Origin of the sequence: Pseudomonas sp. PS01303 (assembly GCF_029959385.1) — a bacterium.
GTDB classification, from domain to species: domain Bacteria; phylum Pseudomonadota; class Gammaproteobacteria; order Pseudomonadales; family Pseudomonadaceae; genus Aquipseudomonas; species Aquipseudomonas rustica.
On record NZ_JASCPK010000056.1, the window covers coordinates 21,969 to 34,264 of the forward strand.

14 protein-coding genes are annotated in these 12,296 nt (G+C 59.1%); 10 read left to right on the plus strand and 4 right to left on the minus strand.

Annotated elements, in window-relative coordinates:
- Nucleotides 1–5 precede the first annotated feature (5 nt).
- The 10 genes from QMX93_RS16475 to QMX93_RS16520 all read left to right on the plus strand — a co-directional run bounded on the left by QMX93_RS16475 (nt 6) and on the right by QMX93_RS16520 (nt 6,183).
- Nucleotides 6–380 carry a type II secretion system protein gene (locus tag QMX93_RS16475; RefSeq protein ID WP_007919395.1) on the plus strand — a complete coding sequence of 125 codons (375 nt, stop codon included), beginning with the start codon at nt 6–8 and terminating at the stop codon, nt 378–380.
- Nucleotides 355–894, plus strand: a complete 540-nt coding sequence (locus tag QMX93_RS16480; protein WP_282357070.1) for a type II secretion system protein — start codon at nt 355–357, stop codon at nt 892–894. The genes QMX93_RS16475 and QMX93_RS16480 overlap by 26 nt, the downstream gene beginning before the upstream one ends.
- Nucleotides 891–1,283 carry a curli production assembly/transport protein CsgE gene (gene csgE, locus QMX93_RS16485; RefSeq protein ID WP_282357071.1) on the plus strand — a complete coding sequence of 131 codons (393 nt, stop codon included), beginning with the start codon at nt 891–893 and terminating at the stop codon, nt 1,281–1,283. Before QMX93_RS16480 ends, csgE begins: the two co-directional genes overlap by 4 nt.
- Nucleotides 1,280–1,711, plus strand: a complete 432-nt coding sequence (locus tag QMX93_RS16490) for a curli assembly protein CsgF (RefSeq protein ID WP_282357072.1) — start codon at nt 1,280–1,282, stop codon at nt 1,709–1,711. The genes csgE and QMX93_RS16490 overlap by 4 nt, the downstream gene beginning before the upstream one ends.
- A gap of 28 nt (nt 1,712–1,739) precedes the next feature.
- Complete coding sequence (locus tag QMX93_RS16495) at nt 1,740–2,600, plus strand: CsgG/HfaB family protein (protein WP_282357073.1); 861 nt, start codon at nt 1,740–1,742, stop codon at nt 2,598–2,600.
- Between the two features lie 1,118 nt (nt 2,601–3,718).
- On the plus strand, nt 3,719–4,090 hold the full coding sequence (locus QMX93_RS16500) for a DUF6124 family protein (RefSeq protein ID WP_282357074.1): 372 nt from the start codon (nt 3,719–3,721) through the stop codon (nt 4,088–4,090).
- Between the two features lie 156 nt (nt 4,091–4,246).
- A complete protein-coding gene (locus QMX93_RS16505; protein WP_122610255.1) occupies nt 4,247–4,492 on the plus strand; it encodes an antitoxin in 246 nt (81 codons plus the stop codon).
- Between the two features lie 35 nt (nt 4,493–4,527).
- Nucleotides 4,528–5,034 (plus strand): PAAR domain-containing protein, encoded by a 507-nt coding sequence (locus tag QMX93_RS16510; protein WP_095120174.1) that lies wholly within the window; start codon nt 4,528–4,530, stop codon nt 5,032–5,034.
- A complete protein-coding gene (locus QMX93_RS16515; protein ID WP_282357080.1) occupies nt 5,034–5,732 on the plus strand; it encodes a hypothetical protein in 699 nt (232 codons plus the stop codon). Before QMX93_RS16510 ends, QMX93_RS16515 begins: the two co-directional genes overlap by 1 nt.
- A 91-nt stretch (nt 5,733–5,823) precedes the next feature.
- Entirely contained in the window at nt 5,824–6,183 is a 360-nt protein-coding gene (locus tag QMX93_RS16520; RefSeq protein ID WP_282357082.1) for a hypothetical protein, read from the plus strand.
- Between the two features lie 143 nt (nt 6,184–6,326).
- Here the strand turns inward: QMX93_RS16520 and QMX93_RS16525 are convergent, their stop codons facing one another.
- The 4 genes from QMX93_RS16525 to QMX93_RS16540 all read right to left on the minus strand — a co-directional run bounded on the left by QMX93_RS16525 (nt 6,327) and on the right by QMX93_RS16540 (nt 11,952).
- Nucleotides 6,327–7,778, minus strand: coding sequence for a curlin (locus tag QMX93_RS16525; protein ID WP_282357083.1), 1,452 nt, complete (start codon nt 7,776–7,778; stop codon nt 6,327–6,329).
- Nucleotides 7,779–7,806: 28 nt separating this feature from the next.
- Nucleotides 7,807–8,271 (minus strand): curlin, encoded by a 465-nt coding sequence (locus QMX93_RS16530; protein ID WP_282357085.1) that lies wholly within the window; start codon nt 8,269–8,271, stop codon nt 7,807–7,809.
- A 70-nt stretch (nt 8,272–8,341) separates the two neighbouring features.
- The gene (locus QMX93_RS16535; RefSeq protein ID WP_282357086.1) at nt 8,342–10,570 is read right to left on the minus strand and encodes an Ig-like domain-containing protein; all 2,229 of its coding nucleotides are present in this window, start codon (nt 10,568–10,570) and stop codon (nt 8,342–8,344) included.
- Between the two features lie 35 nt (nt 10,571–10,605).
- Nucleotides 10,606–11,952: a hypothetical protein gene (locus QMX93_RS16540; protein WP_282357087.1), complete on the minus strand. Its 1,347-nt coding sequence runs from the start codon at nt 11,950–11,952 to the stop codon at nt 10,606–10,608.
- Between the last annotated feature and the right edge of the window lie 344 nt (nt 11,953–12,296).

The window sequence follows — 12,296 nt, forward strand, 5'->3', positions numbered from 1 at the left end:
ACCTCATGCGCCGGGAAAAAGGTTTTACCTTGCTGGAGCTGATGGTGGTGATGGCGATCATCGCCACGCTGATGACCATCGCGCTGCCGCGCTACTTCAACAGCCTCGAGGCGTCGAAGGAAACCACCCTTCGCCAGAGTCTGTCGGCGATGCGCGAAGCGCTGGATCACTTCTACGGCGACACTGGGCGTTATCCAGATTCCATCGAGCAACTGATCGAACAACGTTACCTGCGCAATGCGCCTCTCGATCCGATCACCGAACGCAAAGACCAGTGGGTACTGATCGCGCCACCGGACGGTGTGGCTGGCGGAGTGGCCGACATCAAAAGCGGTGCTACCGGGAGGGCGCGTGATGGCAGCCAGTATTCCGAGTGGTAACCGTGCGCAGCAGGGTGGTTTCACTTACCTGGGCGTGCTGTTCCTGATTGTGGTGATGGGCATGGGTTTGGCCAGTGCCGGCGAGTTGTGGTCGACCGCTTCACGTCGGGACCGTGAGCGTCAGTTGCTCTGGGTCGGCACCCAATACGCACAGGCGCTGCGCAGCTACTACCGCAGCTCGCCGGGGCTGGCGCAGTACCCGAAAGAGTTGGTGGACCTGCTCGACGATCAGCGTTTTCCTGAGGCCAAGCATCACCTGCGTCAGCTCTATCCCGATCCGATCGGTCAGGGTGAATGGGCGCTGCAACGCGGTTTTGACGGACGCATCACCGGCCTCAACAGCCCGTCGACCGAGCCGCCGTTGAAGCAGGCGGACTTCCCGACGCAGTGGTCGGATTTCGACGGCATGCAGCGTTATTCGGACTGGCAGTTCGTCGCCGAAAAAGCCTTTCTTGACGGCACTAATGGCCCGGCCAAAGGCCAGTCGAATTTGCCGCAGGCGTTGCAGCCATGACTCGTCAGTGGTGGTGCGCGCTGATCTTTACCGCTGCGGCGTGCTGCGCCAGCGCCGGTGAAGAAGACGAAATGATGGGCTTCATCGTCGACGACACGATCTCGCACATCGGCCACGACTTTTATTACTCGTTCAGTGAACGCCTGCGCGACACCAGCCCGATGGATTTCAACCTGGTGGTGCGCGAGCGTCCCGACGCACGCTGGGGCAGCCTGGTGACCGTGGAATATCAGCAACGCCTGGTTTATCGGCGATTCCTGCCGCCGAATACCGTGGAACTGAAGGACGAGGCCTACGCGGCCGCCGACTGGGTTCGACGCCAGGTTGTCCAGCGCAAGCTGGAGGCTCTGTTGCAGGACACCACCGACCTTGAGAAGGACGAACTATGAACAGCAAAACGTTCTCACGGCGCAGCGGATTGTGGATCTCGGGGTTGTTGATCGGGCTCGCCAGCGCTGCCGCTGTCCAGGCCACTGAACTGGTCTACACGCCGGTCAACCCGTCGTTCGGCGGCAACCCGCTCAACGGCACCTGGTTGCTCAACAACGCGCAGGCGCAAAACGATCACGACGACCCGGACATCAAGAGTCGCTCGGCGGTGGCCGGCACCTCGGCGCTGGAGCGTTTCACCAGTCAATTGCAATCGCGGCTGCTAGGGCAGTTGCTGGACAACATCTCCACCGGCAACACGGGGAGCCTGTCCACCGACTCTTTTATCGTCAACGTCATCGACGACTCCGGGGCACTGAGCATTGAAGTGACCGATCGAGCGACCGGTGAGGTTTCGGAAATTCAGGTGAACGGCCTCAACCCATGACGGGCTGACGGTTCCGGGGAGAACGGACATGAAAAAGATCATCGCGTTAGGGCTGCTGTTGGCGACATTACAAGGGTGCAGTCTGCGTGAGCCGATGTCGGCCGAGCAGGACACCGAAACCCCGACCCTGACCCCCAGGGCCTCGACTTATTACGACTTGCTGAAGATGCCGCGGCCCAAGGGCCGGTTGATGGCGGTGGTGTACGGGTTCCGTGATCAGACCGGGCAGTACAAGCCGACGCCGGCGAGTTCGTTTTCCACCAGCGTGACCCAGGGCGCTGCGTCGATGTTGATGGACGCGATGCAGGCCAGTGGCTGGTTTGTGGTGCTGGAGCGGGAAGGGCTGCAGAACCTGTTGACTGAGCGCAAGATTATTCGCGCGTCGCAGAAGAAGCCGAATACGCCGGTGAATATTCAGGGTGAGCTGCCGCCGTTGCAGGCGGCAAATATGATGCTCGAGGGTGGGATCATCGCGTATGACACGAATGTGCGTAGCGGTGGGGAAGGGGCGCGGTATTTGGGGATTGATATTTCTCGGGAATATCGGGTGGATCAGGTGACTGTGAACTTGCGTGCGGTGGATGTGCGCAGTGGGCAGGTGTTGTCGAATGTGATGACCAGCAAGACGATTTATTCGGTGGCGCGCAGTGCGGGGATTTTCAAGTTTATCGAGTTCAAGAAGTTGCTTGAGGCGGAGGTTGGCTACACCACGAATGAGCCGGCGCAGTTGTGTGTGTTGTCGGCGATTGAGGCGGCGGTGGGGCATATGGTGGCGCAGGGGATTGAGCGGCGGTTGTGGCAGGTGGCGGGGGACGCTTCTACGCCTTCGCAGGATGATGTGTTGAATCGGTATTTGACGCAGAACAAGATTGATCCTGAGGCGGAGTGAACGTGGCGGCCTTCGGGCCGACCAGGTTTTGGTTGACCGGGTGCATATCCGTTGCTGCGGTAACGGCTGCTTAGGGTTCCGCCCTTACGGCGGGTCACCTTTTCCAAACGCCGAAAAGGTAACCCAAAAGGCTTGCTCCTACGTGCGGCCCGCTCGCTAAAGCTCGGGGTTCCTTCGCTGCGGGATCGATCCGGGCGCAGCGCCTACGGTTTGCTTCGCTGCACCTCCTCTCGCTGTGTTTGGCTGCGCCAAACGGTCGCTGCGCTCCCACGCCCGGATCAATCCCTCCACTCAGCCTTCCGACGTCGCCCGTGGATCAAGATCAAGAGCAGGCGAGCTGACACTCGGCCTATTGAGTGGTGAAGAGCGCGCGGGTGTTCGGCTTTTGATTTGCGTTGTTGCTGCCCCTCACCCCAGCCCTCTCCCGAGGGAGAGGGAGCCGATTTTTGGGCCTTTCAAAATCTGAGTTCAACGCGGTATCGCACGTCGGCGTACCTCTACCAAACCACTCGGTCAGTCCCCTCTCCCTCTGGGAGAGGGCTAGGGTGAGGGGCTCTTGCTCCAACGCTTCAAAATCTGAGTTCAGCTCGGTATTTCACGTCGGCGTACCTCTGCCAAACACCTCGGTCAGTTCCCTCTCCCTCCGGGAGAGGGCTAGGGTGAGGGGCTCTTGCTTCAACGCTTCAAAACCTGAATTCAGCTCGGTATTTCACGTCGGCGTACCTCTGCCAAACACCTCGGTCAGTTCCCTCTCCCTCCGGGAGAGGGCTAGGGTGAGGGCTGCGATTTGAAGTGTGTTTAAAGAAGTGTCTGAATCAGCGGAACCTTCCCACAAGGTTTTCAGGTTGTCCGTCGGACGTCCGGTCTCTAGCCTGTGTTCGTCGCTGCCAATTCAGCGACCGGGCATGGAAACCCGAAGACACGAGAGAGCAGATACGCCTTTCATAACGTATGCTTGCGCACTTCATTGTGTGCACTCTGTTATGGCGGTTGTGCGCGGGAGACATTCGTGTCTGCCGGGTTGCTCTCTCCCGGATTTCCAGCCTGCGTACAGCTGCCACCCATTTTTCCTGGAAGTCGAATGGGCCAGCTGCAACTATCAATGAGAGAGAATCACCATGAAAAAACCAACACCCAACCCCCCAGAACCAGACACCAACACCACATCCCCCTACGCCTCAGTCGACAGCAAAAAACTCCACGAAGCCGCCGACCGCGCCCTCGATTTCTACCTCAATCCCGCCGCCCACATCATGTCCAGCGCCAACGAGCCGGAACCCATGTACCTCGCCAACCCCAAGTACAACACCGAATCCCTGCTAGCCAACGCCAGCGAAACCCTCGGCTCGGCCAGCGAAATGCTCATCAACTTCGCCGCCTCTCTGGAAACCTCGCATCGCAAGACAGCACTGGGCATCGCTCAAGTCGTCATGTTGGGAGAACTGGCCGTCAACCAGGCCTTGGATCATGTCGAGTTGAAGGATGGCTGATTGATCGTTCCCACGCTCTGCGTGGGAATGCAGCCCTTGACGCTCTGCGTCAAATTTGCAATTTGGAACGCGGAGCGTGCCGAGAGGTATTCCCGCGCAGAGCGTGGGAACGATCAAGAACAGAGACCGCGTTTTCACCCTCAGTCCGGAGGCACCATGGATCCCCTGTTTTCCACAACCATTGCAGATTTCGAAAACGAAGAGCAGGCCGCCAGCTACGACCGCTGGTTCCGTGCCGAAGTCCAGAAGTCACTCGATGACCCGCGTCCGAACATTCCGCATGAGCAGGTAATGGCAGAGATCGAGGCATTGATGGAAAGGGTGCGGCGCAAGCAGGAGGCACTTGAGGCATCTGACAACGATGAATCCTTGACCGTTCAGGAGTCATCAAAGATCAGGTAACATCGGTTGATTGTAATATTCAAAGGAGAGAAACGATGGCAGGAAAGCCAGTCGCAAGGCTCGGAGACCCAGGGAGTCACGGCGGAAACATTTCCACTGGATCAAGTCCTATTTTTGTTAATTCAATGCCCGTGGCGTTGGTAGGAGATATCTATTCCTGTCCTCTTCACGGCAGCAACCCCATAACGACGGGCGCTCCCCATGTTTTCGGTTTGGGAAAAGACGTTGCCCATGTTGGCTCCCAAACAGCATGCGGAGCGACGATTACTGCCGGATCACCCGACACCTTCGTCGGTGAGTCTGGTGGTGGCGCTTCCACTAGCTTCTTCTCGCAGTTTCTGAAAGAAAAGACTTTTGTCGAGTTTCAGTTGCTTAACGAAAAAGATGAGCCCATCGCCAATGAGGCGTATGAATTGACGCTGCCGGATGGAACCTTGATGACTGGCGTCCTTGACGAAAATGGCTTTGTGCATGTTGCAAATATTCCTAGAGGGAGTTGCAGCATAAAATTTCCGAAACTTGAAGATACGGAACATCTTTAATGGTTCAGCCTACTAAAACTAACAGCACCACACAGGCAGCAAAAAATACAGGCGCATCAGGAAAAACTACAAAGACTAATCAGGTAGTCGTGTCAGGTGCCTATATGGAAATACTGGTTGGTGGTCCCTATACCCGCGATAAAGAAGAGCATCCTTTCGGGCACGCAGCTTTACACGTGGTGATTGGTAGCAAAGACATCACCTACGATTTTGGTCGTTATGGCAAAACATGGGGAACGTTCGATAGCGAGGGGGAGGGTGTGTTGAATGTTTGGACGTCCTTCAAAACGTATATCTCTGGTGAGAATAGTTTGGGGCGTACAACAACTGGTTTTGTTTATTTTTTGGATAATGCTAAGGCTGAGGCTGTTATTGCCCATTTCGACGGCATTGTCGCTCAACAAAAAGAACAGAGAAGAAAGACAGCGTCGTCAGCACGTTACGTCCTGCCTTCAAACTATCATCCAACTACGAATAACTGCACAACGGTAACAATTGCAGGGGCAAAAGTTTCGGGTAAGCCAATTGTGCATAATCCGGCGAAATATAATGAGATGCGAGGTCTTTCTTTCATTGAAAGACAGGCAGCGCGTACGCAAAGTAGTCCGCAGGACGGAATTTTTATGCCAGCGGATTTGCAATCCATGCTCGAAGCGAATACCGAGGCACCTTATGATAAGAAAAATGTTTACAAATAGGCGACTTGGCCTTTGGCTGGTGGCAGTTTTATCCGTAAATGCGATTTTTTCGGCTTTTCTGATTTTTGATGATATTGCGAAGGGGCACGATATGAAAATGATCAAAACTAAAGAACCGTTGCTTATCGAAGGTCCAAATGGCGACGATAATTTCTATGTCCTGCCTCTGGGCACTACGCTCTACCACGATAAAAGCTTTCCTGAAGGTCACGATCGTTATGTGGTGTATCTGAATCATAAAGGCGCGATTGCTCACGAAGAAGTGCCCATGAAGCCTGAGTATGGTGGTTCTTTTATTGATCCACTCTGGCTGGCAAATGTGGATGCGGATACTTTGAAAGAAGTTTTCATGCGTTTTCCGCTTTCCAAAAAAGATATCGCTGCCGCCATTAAGGCCAATGAATTAACCAAGGATGATCTGGCCGACATTATTCGTTCAATGCCAGATTGATCGACTATGAGCTGCCGAAGGCTGCGATCTTCTGATCTCCAATAGCAAAATCAAAAGATCGCAGCCTTTGGCAGCTCCTGCATAGGCCAAAAAAAACCGCGACCCCCCTCACCAGAGAATCGCGGCCCATCAACACCCAACCCCTACTGCTGCAAAACCGTCGCCTGGTTAGCCGACCCGAACTGCTGAATATTTGCCGTCTGCGTAACCCCACTCTGATCGACATTGGCAATGTTCCCCGTGCCGCTCTGGGTCACATACGCCACGTTCATGGTGTCTGCCTGCTTCACCGTGATCTGGTTGTCACTGCCATACAGTTGCGCGGTGTACGCTTGGTTGCCCGAGCCTGACTGATCGAAATCAGCACTGTTGCCGGTGCCATTCGAAGAGCCTTGCACCAGGTTGCCAGTGCCGCGTTGATCGGAGATCAAAATGTTGTCGCTGCCGTTCTGTTCAAAATACAGCTCGTTATACGACTCCGCCTGGCTGACCGTGGTCTTGTTGCCCGTCCCGGTCTGCTGCGTGGTCATCACTTGTCCGACACCATCCTGAGTGAAGCTGGCGATGTTGCCATTGCCCGCTTGAGTAACGGTCGCGCGTTGGTTGCTGCCGAATTGGCCACCAAGTTGCGGGCCTTTCCAGTTGCTGGCGTAGACCTTGTTGTCGTTGCCCACGGAGGTGGCGCTGAGGGCGTGGCCGTCGCCGCTTTGGTAGGTGAAGTGGACGTTGCCATTACCCACCTGATAGAGCGCCAGGGTCGAGTTGACCGATTCGAACTGGTCGGCGTAGATCGCGTTGGTGTTGCCGACCTGGGTGACGGCGGCGGTGTTGTTTTCGCCGAAGCTTTGGTCGACCACGGTTTCGTTGCTGTCGCCGTATTGGTTGACGGTCGCCTGACTGGCCAGTTGCGCGTCTTGCCAGATTTCGCTGCCGTTGAGGTTGCCGAACTGGTTGATGGTGATGTTGCCGCCGGTGCCGTCGCGCTGGTCGCCGTAGGCGTAGTTGTTTTCGCCGGCCTGGTTGATGCCGATCTGGCCGCCGTTGTGGGTGACTTGCTCGGCGGTGCCGTAGTTGGCGGTGCCGAATTGGGTGATCACCGCGCTGTTGCCGCTGCCTTCATAGAGTTGCTCGATGTTGGCTTCGTTGCTGTCGCCGTACTGGAAGGTTTTGCCTTCGCTGCCGTTCTGCGAGTCCTGATAGACGAACGAGAAGTTGCCGCTGCCTTGCTGTTGTTGCAGCGCGCTGTTCGGTGAGCCGAAGCCCAGCGACTGGCTGGCGTGGGCGGTGTTGAAGGCGCCGACTTGTTGTTGGGTGATGGTGGCGTTGTCTTCGTAAAGTTGTTCGGCGTAGCCGGCGTTGTAGTCGCCGACTGCGTCTTGGGTGATCACGCTGGTGGCGTGGTCTTGCACGGCGGCGGCGTCGTTGCCTTGGCCCAGTTGCGTCTGGGTGGCCGTGCTGAACGGGGCCTGGGTCTGTTTCACGTCGGCGATGTTGGCGGTACCGGCCTGGTTCTGGTTGGACAGGCTGTCGTCGGCCATGGCCTGGGCACTGATCATGACCAGCAGGGCGGCGGTGAGGGGCGTCAGTTTGAACATGATTGAACTCTCCGATGATTTGCAGTGCTTAGCGGTATTGCTTGACCGAAACGCTCATGCCGTTGCCCGACTGGGTCACGGCGCTTTGCAGCCCCGCGCCGGCCTGCTCGATGCTGGCGTCGTTGTTGTTGCCGTTTTGCGAAATCTGCGCGCGGTTGTGGCTGCCGTTTTGCGTGATTGAGGCGGCGTTGCCGGAACCGTTCTGGTTGATCAGGGCCATCAGGTCGCTGCCCTGTTGCAGGATGTACGCCTCCTGATTGCTGCCCGACTGCACGATCTGCCCGAGCAGCGACTGACCGTTCTGTTGCAGCAGGGCGACGTTGGCTTGGCCGAGTTGATCGATCAGCGCTTGCTGACCCACGGGTGGGGGCAGTTCGCCGAGGTCGCTGCTGGTCGGGGCCAGGTCGTCGTTGTCCATCAGGTCGTCGGAGCGCACGCCCGCGCTGCTGCACAGCAGAAGCAGGCAAAGCAGGGCGGCGGTCGGCGTGTTCATGGCTTACATCCTGTCAGGCGTTAACCGATTTGAAGGGCCCCAGCCACCCGAAAGTGGCTGGGGATCTGGCTTACAGCGTGGTCACCGAGACCGTGCGCACGGTGCCCTGAGATGAGCGGATCGTCGCGGTCGGGTTGGCCGATGGCACCACCGTCGTGTTGTTCAGCGTCAGCCGCCAGCGTCCGGTCAACGGCACCGTGGTGGTGCCAAGAGTGACCAGCCCGGTCGGGGTGGTGACCTGCACGGTGATGGTGTTGCCGGTGGTCACTGACGAGGTGCCGGTGAAGTCCCAGTTGAAGCGTCCGCCGGAGCGTGCCTGCACCGTCGATGCGGTCACGGCGAAGGTTTCCGCCGCTGGCCGTGGCGACACTTGCACCGTGACTGTGGCCGGCGTCGACAGGGCACCGAAGTTGTCCCGAGCGATGTAGGTGAAGGTCGTGGTGAACGCCGTGGTGACGGTGGCGGGCGGGGTGTAGGTGATCACCGTGCCGTTGCTGCTGACCGTGCCGCGTCCGGCGGCGGGTTGGGTCAGGCTGTTGACGGCCAGCGGCACGTTGCCTTCCGGATCGGTGTCGTTGGCCAGCACGTTGATCGGGATCGCTACGCCCAGAGTGGCGACGCTGTCGGCGACGGCGGTCGGTGCCTGGTTTGGCGCGACGGTGATGGTTACGGTCGCCGGGTTGGCCGAGGCCAGACCTTTGGCGTCCTGCGCCTTGTAGGTGAAGGTCGTGGTCAGTGGCGCGTTCACCACCGCTGGCGGGGTGTAGACCACCGAGGTGCTGCCGTTGAGTGCGACGGTGCCTTGACCGGCCGCCGGTTGAGTCAACGCGGTGATGCCCAGTGGATTATCGCCATCGGGATCGCTGTCGTTGGTCAGCAAGCTGAGGGTGATCGGCACACCAAAACTGGTGCTGCCAGCATCGGCGTTGGCGATTGGCGCCTGGTTCTCACCGGTGTTCGGTGCAGTGCCGACCACCACAACAGGCTCAGTGTCACTGCCGCCGGCGGCGGATTTCACCGTCACGGCAGCGGGTGGCTGAGTCAGGTCGGCGACGGTAATGCGCTGCAGAGTGCCTGTCTTCGACAAACGTCCGTAGCCTTGGGCAACCATGTCCGGGATCGCCACTTCATCGCTCGAAGTGGCCTCGATCAGCAGGCTGTGGTTGGCCCAGTTGTAACGTGCGGTCTGCACTTTCACCACGTCGGTGAGCTTGGCCGATACGGCCGTTGGCCGAGTGGTTCCGGTCGGGTTGGTGGCCGTCACGACCACTACCGGAGGGACAGCACCGGTGCCCAATCGATGGCCGAAGAACAGACCGTTGTTGTCGCCCAGCAGATTGGTCTGGCACGGCGTTTGTGGTGGGCCGGGCAGCAACGCAACGGTTTCACGGAAGCACAGGGTCGAGCTGCTGTCAGCCTTGGCGAACACCTCGGCACGCACACCAGCGGCGGTGCGGCGATAGGTCGCGCGGTCGATGTCGACGTGGGTCTGCTGACGGTTGTCGAGCACTTTGCCGGACAGGCTGAACACGTTCGACTGGATGGTGCCGGCAGGCCCGGTGATGCGCACGAAGTTGGTGTTCAACGGGCTGCCGGTGACCGCTTCGTTGAGGTTCGGGTCGCCAACAAAAGTTTCGGTGGCGCCGGTGTCCGGGTTCACTTCGGTGTACGGCCCGTTGACGCTGCGCAGGAACGGGCCGATCGCACCACCGACAGCACCGCTGAAATTGCCCGGTGCGCCGATGCCGATGTCGCGAGTGATGTTGATCGCCCGCCGGCCAGGCGCGGTGACGTTGACCGTTTCCACACCATACGGGTGAGTGATGGTGTAGGTGCCGGCAAGCGGTACGTTCACCCGGATGCGAATCCGCGCGAAGCTTTGCTGATCACCATCGGCCGGATTTTCCGAGGCGAACGCCGCTTCAATCCCGGCGACGTAGGCGTCCATCCCGTAACCGGCGGCGTTGTTGGCGATGGTGGTTTCGGCCAGAAACCAGAACGCTTCCGGCGGCCAGTTGTCCGGGAAAATCATCGGCTGAGCATCATCGTAGATACCCGGCTCGGCGAGCAGGATGCACATGTAGGCCGGTGGCACGCTGGCCGCCACTCGCGAGCTGGCGGCGCGCGACTGGCAGAGCTCCATCGACAGCTGGTTTTCGTCCTGATACCACATCGGGAATTTCCCGGTGGCGAAGGTGTAGGGGCCGGGGTCGACGGCGGCGAGTTGCGCATAGGCACTGCCGGTCAGCGAGAGAGCGAGCCCGAGCGCGTTGAGCGCAAAGCGTGGCCACTTGTTCATGATGCCTCCTGATGCGGATCTGGGCATGTGAGCGTTCATTGCACGATGACCACTTCTTCGGTGTCGCTGCCGCCGTTGGACGACGTCACGCGCACCTTGGCCGGTGGAATCGGCGAGATCCCGGTGGCCAGGGTTTTCAACGCGCCGTCGCCACCGAGCGCACCGATGGCGGCGCCGCTGCCGGAGGTCGCGGTAAGTAGTGGCGGCGAGGTTTCGTCGCTGGTCGAGGCCACCACGGTGAGTTGGCCGGAGCTCAGGCTGTATTGCGCGCTCTGGATCACCACCAGATCGGTCAGGGCCATGGGCAGGGTGGTCGGCGTGCTGCTGGCGATGGCCAAGTGGTTGTCGGCGGTCACTTGCAAGGTGGTCGGCAAGGTCGGGTTGACCGAGGACTGCGCGTACCAGCTGCCGGTGCTGTTGGCTTCGGTCATGTTCAGCACGGGCGTGCTGCTGGTGACGGCCGCCGTACCCGGTGCCGGCGGCGCGAGGACGAACACGTCTTGCTGCGCCACCGGTGCGCTGTCGCCGGCCTTGCGTGAGTAAGTGCTGCGCTGCGCGATCATCGGCGTTGGCCGCACGACGGTCGACAACTTGCCGGAGACGGCAAACGTCGTGGAACGCAGATCCAGACCATTCGGGCCTTCGATGCGCACGAAATTGGTGTTGAACGGACTGCCCGTCACCGCTTCGGAAAGGTTCGGGTCGCCGACGAATTGTTCGGCGGCGCCGGTCAGCGGATTGGTCTCGGTATACGGTCCGTTGACGCTGCGCAGGAACGGGCCGATGTCGCCCTTGAGTGCGCCGTCATAGGTTTTCGGAGTGCCGATGCCGATGTCGCGGGTCATGTTGATTGCGCGGCGACCGGGGGTGTCGATGTTGAACACGTCGACGCCGTAAGGGTGGGTGATGACGTAGGTACCCGCAGTGGGCACGTCGACGCGAATACGGATTCGCGCGAAGCTGACTTGATCACCTTCCACCGGCTCTTCGGCGGCGAACGCGGCTTCGACGGCGCTGACGTAGATCAGGTCGATCCCGCGTGCAGCGTCGACGAGGGTGGTTTCGCCGGTGAACCAGAACGCTTCGTCGGGAAAGTTGCTCGGGAAGACGATCGGTTGGGTGTCGTCAAACACGCCGGGGGTCGGCAGCAGCGAGCACATGTACGACGGCGCGCCGGGTGCGCTCGGCACTCGCGAGCTGAGTGCTTTCGACAGGCACAGATCGAGGGTGCGACCGTGGGTGTCCTGATACCAATTGGCGAAACCGCCACTGGCCGGTGTGTACGGGCCCGGATCTACAGCAAACAAAGCGGCCTGAGCGATGCCCTGGGCCAAGGCGCTCACGACCAGGACGGTCGCGGTTTTGGACAGTAAAGGGTGCATGAGTTAATCCCTCTATCGAAGTACCTGCCCCTTGGGGATGGGTCAGTTGCAGAGGGCCTGTACACCTTCCATGCCAAGGTGCAGTGAATGGGCGGGAGAGGGCCGGGGTAGAGCGCTTTCGCGCTCGAGAAGTGCTGAGCGCGGCAGGCGGGGAAAGGGCGCAATTCCCCAGAATCGGGGACGATGGGGATGAACATCCATTACCTGCCAAACACATAACCCCTGTAGGAGCTGCCGAAGGCTGCGATCTTTTGATCCTGTTTTTAAATCAAGATCAAAAGATCGCAGCCTTCGGCAGCTCCTATAGGGATTTGCGGTGGGTTTGGCAGGTGTGCATCGGGTCG